The sequence below is a fragment of the Hoyosella subflava DQS3-9A1 genome, assembly GCF_000214175.1.
Classification (GTDB): domain Bacteria; phylum Actinomycetota; class Actinomycetes; order Mycobacteriales; family Mycobacteriaceae; genus Hoyosella; species Hoyosella subflava.
Window position 1 is genome coordinate 4,164,275 of the sequence record NC_015564.1, and the last position, 14,772, is coordinate 4,179,046.

General features: G+C 61.7%; 13 protein-coding genes. 2 read left to right on the forward strand and 11 right to left on the reverse strand.

All coding sequences use genetic code 11. From position 1 onward, the window contains the following. The first annotated feature begins 134 nt into the window (after nucleotides 1-134). Nucleotides 135-587, forward strand: a complete 453-nt coding sequence (locus tag AS9A_RS19475) for a hypothetical protein (RefSeq protein ID WP_013808855.1) — start codon at nucleotides 135-137, stop codon at nucleotides 585-587. A gap of 132 nt (nucleotides 588-719) precedes the next feature. Here AS9A_RS19475 and pyrE read toward each other — a convergent pair whose 3' ends face one another. The 9 genes from pyrE to dnaK form a co-directional block, all read right to left on the reverse strand. Further along, complete coding sequence (gene pyrE / locus AS9A_RS19480) at nucleotides 720-1,274, reverse strand: orotate phosphoribosyltransferase (RefSeq protein WP_013808856.1); 555 nt, start codon at nucleotides 1,272-1,274, stop codon at nucleotides 720-722. Nucleotides 1,275-1,315: 41 nt separating this feature from the next. Further along, entirely contained in the window at nucleotides 1,316-2,086 is a 771-nt protein-coding gene (locus AS9A_RS19485; RefSeq protein WP_013808857.1) for an SDR family NAD(P)-dependent oxidoreductase, read from the reverse strand. Between the two features lie 59 nt (nucleotides 2,087-2,145). Continuing rightward, nucleotides 2,146-2,817, reverse strand: a complete 672-nt coding sequence (locus AS9A_RS19490) for a type III secretion system chaperone family protein (RefSeq protein WP_013808858.1) — start codon at nucleotides 2,815-2,817, stop codon at nucleotides 2,146-2,148. Between the two features lie 105 nt (nucleotides 2,818-2,922). After that, complete coding sequence (gene clpB / locus AS9A_RS19495) at nucleotides 2,923-5,478, reverse strand: ATP-dependent chaperone ClpB (RefSeq protein ID WP_013808859.1); 2,556 nt, start codon at nucleotides 5,476-5,478, stop codon at nucleotides 2,923-2,925. 129 nt (nucleotides 5,479-5,607) lie between these two features. Then, nucleotides 5,608-6,315, reverse strand: coding sequence for a TetR/AcrR family transcriptional regulator (locus tag AS9A_RS19500; protein ID WP_013808860.1), 708 nt, complete (start codon nucleotides 6,313-6,315; stop codon nucleotides 5,608-5,610). Nucleotides 6,316-6,439: 124 nt separating this feature from the next. Further along, nucleotides 6,440-6,865 carry a heat shock protein transcriptional repressor HspR gene (locus tag AS9A_RS19505; RefSeq protein WP_013808861.1) on the reverse strand — a complete coding sequence of 142 codons (426 nt, stop codon included), beginning with the start codon at nucleotides 6,863-6,865 and terminating at the stop codon, nucleotides 6,440-6,442. After that, on the reverse strand, nucleotides 6,862-8,046 hold the full coding sequence (gene dnaJ, locus AS9A_RS19510; protein ID WP_013808862.1) for a molecular chaperone DnaJ: 1,185 nt from the start codon (nucleotides 8,044-8,046) through the stop codon (nucleotides 6,862-6,864). Before dnaJ ends, AS9A_RS19505 begins: the two co-directional genes overlap by 4 nt. 47 nt (nucleotides 8,047-8,093) lie before the next feature. Further along, nucleotides 8,094-8,798, reverse strand: a complete 705-nt coding sequence (grpE, locus tag AS9A_RS19515; protein WP_013808863.1) for a nucleotide exchange factor GrpE — start codon at nucleotides 8,796-8,798, stop codon at nucleotides 8,094-8,096. Beyond that, entirely contained in the window at nucleotides 8,795-10,645 is a 1,851-nt protein-coding gene (gene dnaK / locus AS9A_RS19520; protein ID WP_013808864.1) for a molecular chaperone DnaK, read from the reverse strand. The genes grpE and dnaK overlap by 4 nt, the downstream gene beginning before the upstream one ends. A 182-nt stretch (nucleotides 10,646-10,827) precedes the next feature. On the opposite strand from dnaK, the gene AS9A_RS19525 reads away from it, so the two are divergent. After that, nucleotides 10,828-11,409, forward strand: a complete 582-nt coding sequence (locus AS9A_RS19525) for a hypothetical protein (RefSeq protein WP_013808865.1) — start codon at nucleotides 10,828-10,830, stop codon at nucleotides 11,407-11,409. Here AS9A_RS19525 and AS9A_RS19530 read toward each other — a convergent pair. Continuing rightward, nucleotides 11,406-12,884 (reverse strand): dynamin family protein, encoded by a 1,479-nt coding sequence (locus AS9A_RS19530; protein WP_041451232.1) that lies wholly within the window; start codon nucleotides 12,882-12,884, stop codon nucleotides 11,406-11,408. The genes AS9A_RS19525 and AS9A_RS19530 overlap by 4 nt on opposite strands. Before the next feature lie 6 nt (nucleotides 12,885-12,890). After that, complete coding sequence (locus AS9A_RS19535) at nucleotides 12,891-14,720, reverse strand: dynamin family protein (RefSeq protein ID WP_013808867.1); 1,830 nt, start codon at nucleotides 14,718-14,720, stop codon at nucleotides 12,891-12,893. Nucleotides 14,721-14,772 lie beyond the last annotated feature (52 nt).

Sequence of the window (14,772 nt, forward strand, 5' to 3'; positions counted from 1 at the left end):
ACCTCCCAACACGGCACGCTCTGCCCTGAGGAACCTACTGGACGTTCGTCGCACCTGCCTTCCTGGTTGGCTTCCTGTGATGCTTCTCCCAGTAATTTCGGACTAATCTTGTTGGCAAGGGCCCGGAGGCGCCAATGAACCATACGCGCGTAACCCACACAGTCTTATCAATCACCGCGATCTATGTCGTCATCCTGGTCGTGTGGATCGCCCACATCGCTCCACGATCGCCTCAGGAGACCGTGGGCTGGCAGATGGGCGGTCTGATCGCTGCGTACGCAGCGGCTCTCGGTGCCGGCATGGCGTGGGCGCAGCGCCCTACACGAAGGGATCGCCGGATCATGCATGAGGGTCTCGAAGGCTGGGCGACCGTCGCGGGCGTCCGCGCCGTCGAAGCAAAACGCCATTTCGGCACGAGTCCGACTGCCCTCACTCTCGATATCATTATCCCGGGGATGGAGCCGTACAGCGGCACACTCGTCACCGACATAGCGGAGGGCGAGGAGAAGCTGTATGCGCCTGGGGAGACGATCCCTGTGCGGGTTGACCCCAGCAACAGAGACCGGATCATTCTCAGGCCGCCGTAGCGGCCCAGAAATACCTTCCAGCTGACAGTTCGCCATTACTACAGAGTAGGAACCCGCTCGGCTCCGCACAGGAACACTGGCCTTTTCGTGACAAATTCGCGGCGCCATGCGGAGAACCCGGGGGCGCGAGAATCATCCTTGTGACGGGATCGCGATGTCCTCGAGATCGAACAGGGACCGATACGTCAGCCCTTCGGCTTCGATGACCTCTCGCGCACCCGTGTTTCGGTCGACGACCGTGGCGACACCGACCACGACCGCACCAGCCGCGCGGAGAGCTTTCACGGCGGTCAGTGGTGAATTGCCAGTAGTCGTCGTGTCCTCGACGACAAGCACGTGGCGCCCTTCGACATCCGGCCCTTCGATCTGACGCTGCATACCGTGCGCCTTTGCGGCCTTCCTCACCACAAACGCGTCAACCGGCCGCCCTGGCGAATGCATGAGGGCCGCCGCGACTGGATCCGCTCCGAGTGTGAGGCCACCAACAGCATCGAACTCCCAGTCGTCTGTGAGCTGACGCAGCGCCTTCCCGATCAAAGGCGCGGCCCGATGATGCAGCGTCACACGCCGCAGGTCGATGTAATAATCGGCTTCGCGTCCGGAAGAGAGCGTCACCCGCCCGTGCACAACTGCCCGGTCCCGAATAAGAGTTGCTAGTTCATCCCGGGTCTTCTGATCGACAGCCAATCGACTCTCCTCAACGCTGGTGCCTGGCGGAACAGAGCGTACTAGGTTCGTCCGCGACCTTTCCCGAAGACGCCCGCGCCCCGGCGCACGAGGGACTTTGGCATGACCTTGCCGACAGCCGTGAGCGCCCTGTACTGCACCCCCGGGATACTGATTACCTTGCCCTTGCTGAGATCGTCGAGGCTGGTCCGCACCACAGACTCGACGTCAAGCCACAGAAAATCGGGGACCGATGCCATGTCGATTCCTGCGCGTTCATGGAATTGCGTCCGGATGAATCCCGGGCACAGCGCCTGAATCTTGACCCCGGTATCAGCCAGACCGCCGGCGAGGCCCTCGGTGAAGGAAATGACGTAGGCCTTGCTCGCCGAGTAAGTGGACCCCCTGCCAGCGAGAAGGCCAGCGACGCTGGCCACATTTATGATCGATCCCCGACCAGCTTTGATCATGCCCGGGAGGACAGCCCTGGTGAGTTGCATGACTGCCGTTACGTTGACGTCCAGCTGAGCCTGCAATACGGCTGGGTCCGCTGTCCAGAACTCTCCTGAGGTCCCGAAGCCCGCGTTGTTCACCAGAAAGTCGACGCCCTGACGGGCCCGGAGGATCACTGCTTCACGGCCGTCAGCGGTGGAGAGATCTGCGCGCAGCAGTTCCGAATCGGCTCCCTCTTCGCGGAGTTCCGCAGCGAGTTGCTCGAGCCGTTCTTCGTCGCGCGCAACCAGCACGAGGTCGTAACCCGCGGCGGCCAGTCGATGTGCGAAGCCCGCACCTAGTCCCGATGTTGGTCCTGTGACAAGCGCTACTGGTCGCATCATTGCGCCAGGATATCGCGTCTTGCCACGGAGGCCCGTGGCAAGACGCTGGGAAGTTCTCAGGCCACGGGCACTGCCACTGCGCGGGCGGGCGGAAGAACCCGCATCAGCCCCGCAAACCTCGTCAGCCACTCTTCGGCGGCGTCCCACTCCGCCCAGCTCATTCCCGGGTCCATACTCGCGAGCACCCAGTCAGCCTCAGCCCAGATCACGTCGACGCACGCTGGAACAGCGTCGAGGAACGATACGAGCCTCAGGTCAGCAGCGCGCCGCGCCGCTTCGACGTCGTCCGAGTAGATGGTCCACTCCCCAATGACAGCCACTGGCGATGTGCCAGGAGCTGGCCTGGCAGCAATCGCGGGTGCTGGGCGGCCTTCAGGGTCAGTCCGAACTACTTCGAAGGCGATCCCCGCTTCGATCGGCACCTCGAATGCCAAAATCGTCGCAGCATCATCGAGGTCGAACAACAATTCCTGGCACCCCTCGTCACGCGACAATCGGGGCACCCCCTGGACGACATTGCGGCCGTCGGTCAGCGTATGCCGCCCGACCGTGCCAAATCGCCACTGCACCGCGATACGCGGCACCTTGCGCGTGAACTCGAGCCCCCGGCGGGCACCCCAGATGCTTCGCACCTTTCTCTGCCAAGCCCGCCGGCGACTGTCGATGCGCAGCACTATGATGGCCCCGATCAGGGCCATACCACCAAGGAGAAACCACATCACAGCCATCGCGGCAATCGTAGCTGCAGCTGAGAGCGCCGCTGTGGTTTCTCCTCAGCAAATACTCAGGGTGAAATGCTTTCGCTGCGGTTTCGAGACTTTCAATGGCGCTCTCTAGCCAAGAACCAGGCTTTCCCCGTCGACGGAAACATTCACCGGCACGGTGTCGCCGTCGTGAATTACCCCTGACAAGATCAGCTTCGCGAGCTGGTCTCCGATGGATTGCTGAATCAGCCGGCGCAACGGCCGTGCACCATATACCGGGTCGTATCCGCGGCGCGCCAGCCATTCGCGTGCGCGCTCGGATACCGCAAGGTCGAGGCGGCGCCCAGCCAGCCGATGACGCAGCAGCCTCAGCTGAATTTCAACGATGGCTTCCAACTGATCCTGTGCAAGCGACCGGAAGATGACGATGTCGTCGAGGCGGTTAACGAATTCCGGTTTGAATGCGCTCCGAACCGCGGCCATAACCATCTCGTCGGATCCGCCAGACCCCAGATTCGACGTGAGTATGAGAATCGCGTTCCGGAAGTCCACTGTGCGTCCCTGGCCATCAGTGAGTCGACCGTCATCAAGGACCTGGAGCAGGATATCGAAAACATCAGGGTGCGCTTTCTCGATCTCATCGAATAGCACCACCGTATAAGGACGGCGACGCACTGCTTCAGTAAGCTGACCACCCGCTTCGTAACCAACGTATCCGGGAGGGGCTCCCACGAGCCGAGCCACCGCATGCTTCTCGCTGTACTCGCTCATATCGATGCGGACCATTGCGCGCTCGTCATCAAAAAGGAAGTCGGCGAGTGCCTTTGCCAATTCTGTTTTGCCGACACCGGTGGGCCCAAGGAACATGAACGACCCAGTCGGACGGTCTGGGTCCGCGACACCCGCGCGTGCGCGACGAACCGCGTCAGAAACCGCCTGGACCGCATTATCCTGACCGACGACACGGTGACGCAGTTCGTCCTCCATGCGGAGAAGCTTTGCGGTTTCCCCTTCCATCAGACGGCCAGCTGGGATGCCTGTCCAGGCCGACACGACGTCCGCAACATCGTCTGGGCCGACCTCTTCCTTCAGCATGACCTCGCCGGAATCTCCACCATGCGACGCGGCCTCGGCAGCCTCGAGTTGCTTCTCGAGCTCCGGAATGCGACCGTAACGCAGCTCAGCGGCCTTGCCAAGATCGCCGTCACGTTCCGCCCGCTCGGACTCACCGCGCAGATTCTCGAGCTGTTCCTTGATTTCCCGGACTGATTCGATTGACTTTTTCTCGTTCTGCCACCGCGCGGTGAGTTCAGAAAGCCGTTCACGCGCATCGGCGAGTTCCTTACGCAGCTTTTCGAGGCGATCTTTGGATCCCTCGTCCGTCTCCTTGGTGAGGGCCATTTCTTCGATTTCGAGCCGCCGGACAGCGCGTTCTATTTCGTCCACCTCAACCGGACGCGAATCGATCTCCATCCGCAGCCGTGATGCTGCCTCGTCCACGAGATCGATCGCTTTGTCGGGTAAGAATCGTGACGTTATGTACCGGTCAGAAAGCGTTGCGGCCGCGACGAGCGACGAATCCGTGATCCGGACACCATGGTGGACTTCGTAACGCTCTTTCAGTCCGCGGAGGATCCCGACGGTGTCTTCCACGGAGGGTTCGCCAACGAGTACCTGCTGGAAGCGGCGCTCTAGTGCCGCGTCCTTTTCGATGTACTTTCGATACTCGTCGAGAGTTGTCGCGCCGACCATGCGCAGCTCGCCCCGGGCAAGCATCGGCTTGATCATGTTTCCTGCATCCATCGCGGATTCGCCGGTGGCGCCAGCGCCGACGATGGTATGCATCTCATCGATGAACGTAACGATCTGGCCTGCGGACTTCTTGATCTCATCAAGAACAGCCTTCAGACGTTCCTCGAACTCACCGCGGTATTTAGCGCCCGCCACCATCGAACCCAAGTCCAGCACGATCACTGTCTTGCCGCGCAGACTCTCTGGCACGTCGCCTGCGACGACGCGCTGCGCGAGCCCTTCGACGATCGCTGTCTTACCGACGCCAGGCTCGCCGATGAGTACCGGGTTGTTCTTAGTCCGGCGGGACAGTACCTGAATTACGCGACGGATTTCGTTGTCGCGTCCGATCACGGGGTCGAGCTTGCCCTCGCGAGCCTGTTTCGTGAGATCTGTGCTGTACTTTTCCAGCGCCTGATAGGTCCCCTCGGGGTCCGGACTTGTCACTCGAGAATTTCCGCGAACCGCAGTGAATGCGTCACGCAGCGCCTGTGGCGTCGCCCCATGGCGCTGCAGAAGCCGCGCGACGTCGCCGTCACCTTCAGCCAGCCCGACGAGGACATGCTCCGCGGACACATATTCGTCGTCGAGCTCGGTGGCGAGCTTCTGTGCAGCGGTGATAGCTCCGAGCGCCTCTCGATTCAGCTGCGGAGTGGCCACCGAGGAGCCCGTTACCACCGGCAAGCGATCGGCGAGGGCTGCAGTTTCCGCCCGCACGCTGCCCGGGTCGGCACTCACAGCTTTGAGTAAGGGCGCCGCCACGCCATCGGCCTGGTCTAAAAGTGCGGCGAGAAGATGTACTGGCCTGATGTCAGGGTTACCTGCCGCCGATGCTGCCTGCATCGCGGTCGACAACGCCGCTTGTACTTTTGTGGTGGGCGAGAAGGACTCCATGCGATGACACCCCTTGTGACTTTGAAGCTACACAGAAGACGATCGGCGCGTGACGCGTCCGATCCTAATAACTCCAACGCACAAAAGGTTGAGTCTGTTCCACTCAACTCTGGGAAATTCTGGCGAAGACTATCCAGCCCTTGCGGCGACTGGCGCCGTCGCCTCGCTGACCAGGGCCGCTAGCATTGGTGCGAGCCCACCCCGCAGATCATGAGAATCCGCCAGCGCTGGCCAATCACTGACCAAAGTCTGGCATCGCGGCAAGTCCGCCGAGTCGCTGACGTCAAGCGGTGCTGGCAATCCGTCCTCACTGGACGTCCGCACGGCTTCCCGGTTCTTCCGCATGACCGCGTTGCCAATAATCAGGTTCCAGGTCGTCAGATAGATCGACACGGCTTGCTTTTCGGTGCACCCTGCCGCGCACGCTGCGCTGAGGAACTCTTCGACGTACCAGAGCGTCTCGCGACACAGCGCCAAATCTGTGCTGAGAATCTCGAGCGTCCAGGGATGGTCGTGCAGCAGACGCTGACCAAGCTCCGTCAGCTTGACCATCTTTTCAAGCGGGTCGTCTGGCAAATCAGGGCGCGGCGCTTCATCGCAGATCTGTGCGAAGATCGCGGCCAATAGGTCCGCCCTGCCGTCGACGTGATGATAGAGCGCCATCGGCGAACTGTTGACGACACCCGCGAGGCGGCGCATGGAAAGCGCGTCAGGCCCTTCGTCGTCGATCAAAGTGCGCGCTACCGAGACAATCGCCTCGCGCGTCAGCTTTCCGCCTGGGCCTCGTCGCCCCGGTTTGCCATTCGCCCGACTGTTCATCACGTCGGTATTTTGCACGACACACCTCCTGCTTGCCCCTAATCTTAGGGGCAAGCAGGAGTGATTGAGTTCAAAATCACATCATAAACCGCTGTCGTTCATCTAAATGACAGCCGACGCGGGCCCGCGAGACGAAGTGCCGCTATTGATTACGTCGTTTCCAGACGACGAGCGCTTGACTGCGGGGCAACGGAACGAGTTCGCCTCTGCGCTGACGCAACCGCGCAACCTCATCCATCAGCTCGGTCAGTCGCGACTGTAAGGCCTCGACCTGGTTCGTGAGCTCGATGATCCGCTTGATTCCGGCAAGATTGACCCCCTCTTCCTGAGACAAACGCTGCACTTCGCGAAGCAGCTCGACATCACGCTCGGAGTATCGCCTGCCACCGCCAGTAGTGCGGTGCGGGGTCACCAGGCCTAACCGGTCGTAGGTACGCAACGTCTGAGCATGCATTCCCGCGAGTTCTGCTGCCACCGAGATCGCGAATAAGGCAGCGTTTGATTCCGCGGAGCCTCGCGAACCACTGTGAGGCTGACCGCCAGCGTGGGGATCTAACCGTTCGTTCATTGCGCACCTGCCCAACCCGCGCGCGGATCAAACCCGCTGGCACGTTCTGCGGCTGCATACTTCTCCAGCACCTCAACCGCGTCGGCGCCAAGCTCCGGAGGCACGGCCACCTTCACAGTCACAAGTAGGTCGCCGACGGTGCCATTTTTGCGGTGCACGCCCTTACCGCGAACACGGAAGGTCCGGCCGTCCGCGGTACCCGCAGGGACCTTCACTCGCACACGGCCCTCCAGCGTAGGAACCGAAACCGTCGTTCCAAGTGCAAGTTCAGCAAACGCAACCGGCACAGTCAGCGTGATGTCGTTCCCCGAGCGCGAAAAGACGTGATGGGGGTCGACGTGCACGGTGACGTACAAATCACCGGCGGGCGCGCCCCGCATGCCAGCTTCGCCCTGCCCGGCAAGCCGTATCCGTTGCCCCTCTTCGACACCGCCAGGTATCCGGACGGTGATCGTTCGGGTGCGCGTGGACACCCCTGACCCCCGGCAGTCCACGCAGGGAGTGTCGATGATGGAGCCCGTACCGCGGCAATCGAGGCACGGTTCGCTAAAACCGAATGCCCCCTGATTGGAGCTGACAATTCCGCTGCCATTGCAGTTCGGGCACACACGTGGACTCGTACCCGGTTTCGCGCCGCTGCCGTGGCACGTCGTGCATGACGACGGGCTCGTCAACTTCAGTGGGACAACCGCACCCAGCACAGCGTCGCGGAACGTCAGCCGCGTCTCGAGTTCGAGATCGTTGCCGCGCCTCGGACGACTCGCTGCACTCGACCGCGCTGCACTGCGGTTGAACAGACCGTCGAAGATGTCGCCGAGGCCCCCGGACCCGCCCCCGAAAATGTCCCCTACGTTGAAGTCACCGCTGACTCCAGTGTCACCGGGTTCGAATCCGCCGTACGCGCTGCGGCCGCTCGAACCACCCCGTCGGCGGAACCCGCCAGTCGCGAAGAGCCGACGCGCCTCGTCATACTCTTTCCGTTTGGCGGGGTCAGCCAGCACACTGTAGGCCTCGGAGACCGCTTTGAATCGTTCTTCAGCCTGTTTGTCACCAGGATTGGCATCAGGATGAAGGTCGCGGGCCAGCTTGCGGTACGCCTTCTTGATCTCGTCCTGGGAAGCCTCTGAGGAGACGCCCAGATCCTTGTAGAAATCCTTCTCCAGCCATTCACGCTGTGTCACTGGGCGTCCCTCCCTCCTCCAGAATGCCGCCCCATTTTAGTGCGGTTTCAGTCTTCCTCTGCGGAGCTGACTCTTACGTCAGCGTCAGCCTTGTCGTGCGATGAAGAGCGATCCACGACCGATACCATCGCGTGCCGCAGCACGCGATCACCAAGTGAATACCCCTGGCGCAGAACCATCCCGATCACCGGATCTGCGCCATCGCCCTCATGCTGAACCGCCTCATGCAATTCAGGATCGAAGTCTTCGCCCTCAGCACCGAACGGGACAAGGCCCTGACCGACGAGCACGGTCTGCAATTTGTCAGCAACGGCCTTGAGCGGACCCGAGTCGAGATCTCCGTGGGCGCGAGCCCGCTCGAGATCATCGAGCACGGTCAGTAGCTCGGTCAGCACCTTGGCCCGTGCCGCCTCGGCCGCAAGTTGCTCGTCCCGCGCGACACGACGCTTGTAGTTTGCAAACTGCGCCTGCAAACGCTGCAGGTCTGTCGTCCGCTCCTCCAGCTGAGCTGCAACGCGGGCGAGTTCCTCGAACGGAGCCTCCCCCACATCTACACCCGCACTGGTGTCTTCCTCGGTCACCTGGGCGGGGACGTCCCCCTCAGCGGTCCCAGTTGGGACCGCTGAGGAGTCGGCCGGATCAAACACTTCCTGCTCAGCGTCAGATGATCGGACCGTGCCAGTCTCTGGATCGATCTTCCGCTTGTCGGTGATCGTTACCGGTTCCTGATCACGTGCCTCTCGTTCTGTCACTTGTTGTCCTTATCCGTTGGCTCGTCGACAACCTCGGCATCCACAACATCGTCCTGACCCGGCTGACCCTGGTCAGCACCCGCTGCGCCACCGGCAGCTGAATCCTGAGCAGCTGACTCGTACAACGCCTGGCCAAGCGCCTGTGACTCGGTGCCCAGTTTCTCCACGGCCGACTTCACCGCTTCGGTATCGGTGCCAGCAAGAGCGTCCTTGACTCCCTTGATCGCATCCTCGACCTTCGTCTTGACGTCGCCTGCGACCTTATCCTCGTTTTCCTTGACGAACTTCTCAGTCTGGTAGACGAGTGACTCGGCCTGGTTCCGGACCTCGGCATCCTCGCGGCGGTTCTTGTCCTCTTCCGCGTGCGCCTCAGCGTCCTTGATCATCTGGTCGATCTCTTCCTGGGACAAGCCTGAGCCGCCCTGGATCTGGATCTTGTTTTCCTTGCCTGTGCCCTTGTCTTTAGCGGTCACGTGCACGATGCCGTTGGCGTCGATGTCGAAGGTCACCTCGATCTGCGGCACACCACGCGGCGCGGGCGGAATACCCGTCAGCTCGAACGACCCGAGCAACTTGTTGTGCGACGCGATCTCACGCTCGCCCTGGTACACCTGGATCTGAACCGAGGGCTGGTTGTCCTCAGCAGTGGTGAACACTTCTGACTTTTTCGTCGGAATGGTTGTGTTTCGCTCAATCAGCTTGGTCATCACACCACCCTTGGTCTCAATACCGAGGGAAAGCGGTGTCACGTCCAGGAGAAGGACGTCCTTGACCTCGCCTCGCAGCACACCGGCCTGCAAAGCAGCACCGACCGCTACCACTTCGTCGGGGTTGACACCCTTATTGGCATCCTTGCCGCTCAGTTCGCGAACCAGGTCTGCCACTGCCGGCATCCGAGTCGAACCGCCGACGAGAACGACGTGATCGATGTTCTGAACGGACATGCCAGCATCCTTGATCACCTGCTGGAACGGTGCGCGTGTGCGATCAAGCAGATCTGAGGTGATCTTCTGGAACTCCGCACGCGTCAGCTGCTCATCGAGGAAGAGCGGGTTCTTCTCCGCATCAACAGTGATATAGGGGAGATTGATGGTCGTGCTCTGGCCTGAAGACAGCTCGATCTTGGCTTTTTCAGCAGCCTCACGGAGCCGCTGCATCGCCATCTTGTCCTTGGTGAGATCAATGCCGTTCTGCATCTTGAATTTGTTGACAAGCCAATCGACGACACGCTGATCCCAGTCGTCACCACCAAGGTGGTTGTCACCAGCAGTCGCGAGCACCTCAACAACACCGTCGCCCATCTCGAGCAGCGAAACGTCGAACGTACCGCCACCGAGGTCGAAGACGAGGATGGTCTGTTCCTTGCCCGCCTTATCGAGACCGTAAGCTAGCGCCGCCGCCGTGGGCTCGTTGACGATCCGCAGAACGTTAAGGCCCGCGATCTGCCCGGCTTCCTTGGTCGCCTGACGCTGCGAGTCCTCGAAGTACGCGGGCACCGTGATCACAGCGTCAGTGATGTCCTCACCCAGATACGCTTCCGCGTCGCGCTTCAATTTCATGAGCACACGGGCGCTGATCTCCTGCGGAGTGTAGAACTTGCCGTCGATCTCCTGCTTCCAGTCGGTGCCCATATGGCGCTTGACGGAGCGGATCGTGCGATCAACGTTCGTGACTGCCTGGTTCTTCGCGGGCTGACCCGTGAGAACCTCGCCATTACGGGCGAACGCAACCACCGATGGGGTGGTTCGCGAGCCTTCCGAGTTCGCGATGACGACCGGGTCACCACCCTCAAGTACCGACACAACCGAGTTCGTGGTGCCGAGGTCGATTCCGACCGCACGCGCCATAGTTTCCTCCTCTAGTTAGGCTGTCAACAGCTCTAAGGTGAGCGTACACGACTCAACTCAGGGTATCCAGGTGGCCTCAACCACCATAGTTGAGTCATTGTCACTCAATGTTCAGTAGGGTTAACGTGCGAGACTGAAGAAATGTTCCCCGACGCACAGCGTCGAACTGCCATGATGGTCGGGTGCCTGAGAATCGGTCCGCGCCCCCTCGCCCCTCGCTCGACGTAGCACCGCCGCCGATCAGCGAAAAACCCACGGCACCAGCCCGACTCACCGCCGTACTCGCGCTCTGGCTCCTCGCCTTCGCTGGATTTCTCACCGCTTGCTTCCTGATCACACTCCGCCTCGATGCTGTCCTCGCGATTGCCGCGAGCGCTGAACGGGAACGCACTGCGCAACTCATCGACAGCGCAGGCGCGACGGATGTCGCCCATGCTGTCGAAATCGCTGTGCTGAGCATCGGGGGCGCTGGCGTCGCGATAGTTCTGATCCAGCTGCTGACCCTGCGCAGCCTCCTAATAGGCAAGGCCAAAGCTCGGGTGCTACTCGCGATTCTGGCGGCTGCTGGAATCATCGTGGATTACCTCGCGTATGACATGCTCCACGCAGCCCTCACCGGCGAGCTTGGCACGGGCGTCGATGTTGCAAAATACGCACTCGCAGCACACGTGGCTTTCACCGCCACAGCCGTCTTGCTGATGTTCACCAAGCCGGTCACCGCATGGATAGAAGGCACTGAAGCGGGCCTCAGAGCCCGGCCCTAACCGCGCTGCGTACGTTCGAGGATCCCTTCAGCACTCCGGGCCGCGGAACGGTACGCTGCCGCTGCAAAGGGATCATTCAACGGATGCTGAGCGAGGCCGCGCCACCGCCGCACCGAATCGAGCGCCAGCTTCCGTATCGCTTCGGGTGAGGATCCGGCAGGTGCCCCGAGGCGCACCTCTGACGCGGTTCCGGTGCCGCCGAGTATCCGCTGCAACTCGCGCGCGTTTGCGGCAAGCGACCCAGAGCTGACCCCACGTAAGCGCGCCAGAACTCGGAGTTCCTCGAAGTCATGGTCGTCGGCCAGCCAGCGTTGCACCTCACTGAGAAGCTCGGTGGAACCCTGCATCGGGGCCCGCACCAGGATGTCCTGCACTGAAACGAGCGCGGCGTGCGCCTTAAGCTGCTCAGCACGCTGGCGTATGTGCACATCGATGGCCTCAGTGAGTTCTGAAACACCACTCACAGTCAGCAGCGCGGATGCGAGTTCCGTCGCGGTGTCCACACCTTCCCGCAACAGTCCGATCGCCACCCGGATGCCGAAAACTCCGAAGCGGTGTGCAAGCGCGGCACGCGTTTCGCTGCTCACCGTCAGCTCCGGCGAGCGCACAAATCGGTCGGCAGATAGCAGTGCCAGATCAAGATTGGCGGGCTCCTCTCGGCTGAGCTGGCTCAACGCCGCGAACTCCGATTCGCGCAGCGTGCGGGCAGCCAGCGCGACGAGGCCCGAGACTGGAACCACCGCCTGACACAAACCTGTGGATTCTAGCTCGCGCGCGAATCTGTCCGCGATCGTGCGCGCAGAAGCGAGCGCGTCAGTCCGCCCGGCACCCACCTCATCCGCCCGTGCGAGTACACCTATCACTCCCAGCGGTCCCGCATTGCCACCGAGCCGGTCACCGATTTCACGCAGAAAACGCAAGTCAGCGTCGTTGAGAGTGCGAAGAAGGTAAATAACCGCGTCTGCCTCCGACGGCCCTTGCTCGGGCGTCAGCAGCCGCAGAGTCCGCTCTGACACATCCCGGGACAGCGACGACGTCCCCGGCGTGTCGATCAGCATTGTCGTTTCGAGACTTTCAGACGGCCAGCCGACCTCGATGCAGTCGATCTGCGAGGCGCAGAGCGAGCCGAGACCGAATGTCAGGTCGCCGCCGCTGCGGTCCAAGACGACCGGGGAGGATCGGTGTGTTCCGTCGTCATCGTGCCACGCGGTAGCGACCGGGACGCGGGAGTGCCGATACCACGTGACGACTTTCGTGCACTCCGTCGCGTCAGCCGGAGCGATCTCCTCACCGACCAAGGCGTTCAAGAGGGTCGACTTGCCCGCTTTCAGGGAACCTGAGAAAGCGATGCGGAGCGGCTGCCTGGTCCGTTCCTCACATTCCCCAAGCATGTCCCTCAGCGACTGCTTACCTCGGTAGATGTGGAGTGCTCGCGATATGAGCTCGCGGACATCTGAAAGCTGACATCCTGCCATTTGTCCCTACTTCGCCACGAGTCTCTGGGCAGATTCTTTCCGCTGGCACAAGTCAATCAGTGCGCGTTCCAGTTCCGCGATGCGCGACTCCCGCTCGCGCTTCGATAAATTGATAGCATCCTGAGCTGTCCGCACTGATTCATTCAGTGAGCGAAGCGTCTGGCCCGCGATCGCCGTGAAATGATCACGCAACTGGCGCTGAACATGCCGCAGCCTGTCACGCGATTCCTTGCCCGTTTGAAATGCGACATCATCCGCGTACTGACGGATCGCCATCTTTGCGTCCGCCCGGCGCTTCTGCAGACGATTTTCCATGTCCTCCCGGTAAGCACGTCGGCCGAAGATCACTCCGGCACCCAGCGACAACGGGTTAATCAGCGCCATCCCGACCAGGGTCGCCGCCAGTCCCACCATCAGGATGCCGCCATATGAGCCACGCATCCCCACCATCACCTTGTCGGTGATTCCGAGCTTGCCTGACTCGATCACCGCGAGGTCCGCGACCGGCTCGAGCAGTCCTTCGACGTCGTTGACTTCGAGGTCGGGTAAGTCCACTGTGTGATCGAGCGCGAAGTGTTCGCCCACTTGCTCAGCTAGCCAGAGCGACCGCTCATGTGCCCAGACGAAGTTGTCACCAACAGCCTTAGCCGCCTGGTCCTGGAGCCACTCACCCAGTTCCTCCCACGCCGGTCCAGGATCGGTCGAATCCACCGTTTCCTCTGCGGCCCGCTGAACGTGGCGCAGCCTATCGCGCAGGTCGTGTTCGATGTCTGCCACGAGGTCCCCCACCCCGTCGTTCAGCGTTTGCTGCCACAACGCGGAACGTTTATGGAGTTCTTCAACCCTGCTGCGCGCCGTTTCGAGTTCGGCGAGCCGCTCCGCGTGCCGGGCCGGATCTCGCAGTGTCGCGAGTTCCGATCGCGCCCCCAAAATCAAGTGCTCCATCGCGGCGCTCACTTCGTACCCTGCTAGGCGACGCAGCGCAGCTGAGACCGTCTGCGCGACGTCATCACGCAGAAACCTGAACAGCTCGAGGAAGCCGGACTCCAGGTTCAGCGCTTCATCCCGCCGCTCAAGCGCGTAACCGCGGAGCAGAGCAGAAACGGGCAGCACCGGTAGGTCGATATCCGCTTTTGCCAGGTGCGCACGATCTGCATTGACAACTTCACGCCAGTGCGGGTAGAGGTCGGTTTTAGTGACGATGCACGCCGCAGCCGGACACACACCAGCAGCCTGACGCAAGAAGTCAGTCTCCGGCTCAGTGAGTTCGCGGCTCGCATCCGTCACGAAGAACACGGCGTCGGACGTCTGCAGCAGACCGAGGGTGCTCGCGAGATGCGGATTTCCGTGGCCACCGACACCCGGCGTGTCGATCAGCATCAAGCCCTCCCGCAAGACTGCCGATGGCACCCCGATCTCGAGGCGCAATACCGGCTGCCCCTTGGCCATCGGGGTTGTCGGCGTGATGCGATGTATGTCAGCCAGATCTACCGCAACGCGTGAGACCGCACCTCCACCAGTCCCCACAACGAGCGCAGCAGACGCTGTTTCCGAGAAGTGGACCTGCGTGGGCACAGCCGTGGCCTCGTCGTCGCCCACCGTGCACGCGCCGGCGTTGATCAGAGAGTTGACGAGCTGGCTCTTCCCCTGCTTCAGTTCGCCGACAACAGCCACCCGCAGCCTCGAGTCGCTGACGCGCTCCCGGATGCTGGATAACCTCAGCGCCAGGTCATCCCGGCTGGACCTCGTCACAGCCTTTGCAGCAGCATCGATGAGATCAAGTAGGTTGGCCTGATCCGCAACTTTCGGCCTGGCCTGCTGCACGGTTGCCGTCATTCAGGACGTCCTTTCGGGACATTGGGGCAAACGCTGGAGTGGCGTGCCCCCG

Excerpts from the sequence above, each read along its gene's own strand:
- AS9A_RS19475 (WP_013808855.1), top strand. The coding sequence starts at position 135 with ATGAACCATACGCGCGTAACCCACACAGTCTTATCAATCACCGCGATC.
- AS9A_RS19485 (WP_013808857.1), bottom strand. The coding sequence starts at position 2,086 with ATGCGACCAGTAGCGCTTGTCACAGGACCAACATCGGGACTAGGTGCG.
- AS9A_RS19490 (WP_013808858.1), bottom strand. The coding sequence starts at position 2,817 with ATGGCTGTGATGTGGTTTCTCCTTGGTGGTATGGCCCTGATCGGGGCC.
- clpB (WP_013808859.1), bottom strand. The coding sequence starts at position 5,478 with ATGGAGTCCTTCTCGCCCACCACAAAAGTACAAGCGGCGTTGTCGACC.
- AS9A_RS19505 (WP_013808861.1), bottom strand. The coding sequence starts at position 6,865 with ATGAACGAACGGTTAGATCCCCACGCTGGCGGTCAGCCTCACAGTGGT.
- dnaK (WP_013808864.1), bottom strand. The coding sequence starts at position 10,645 with ATGGCGCGTGCGGTCGGAATCGACCTCGGCACCACGAACTCGGTTGTG.
- AS9A_RS19530 (WP_041451232.1), bottom strand. The coding sequence starts at position 12,884 with ATGGCAGGATGTCAGCTTTCAGATGTCCGCGAGCTCATATCGCGAGCA.
- AS9A_RS19535 (WP_013808867.1), bottom strand. The coding sequence starts at position 14,720 with ATGACGGCAACCGTGCAGCAGGCCAGGCCGAAAGTTGCGGATCAGGCC.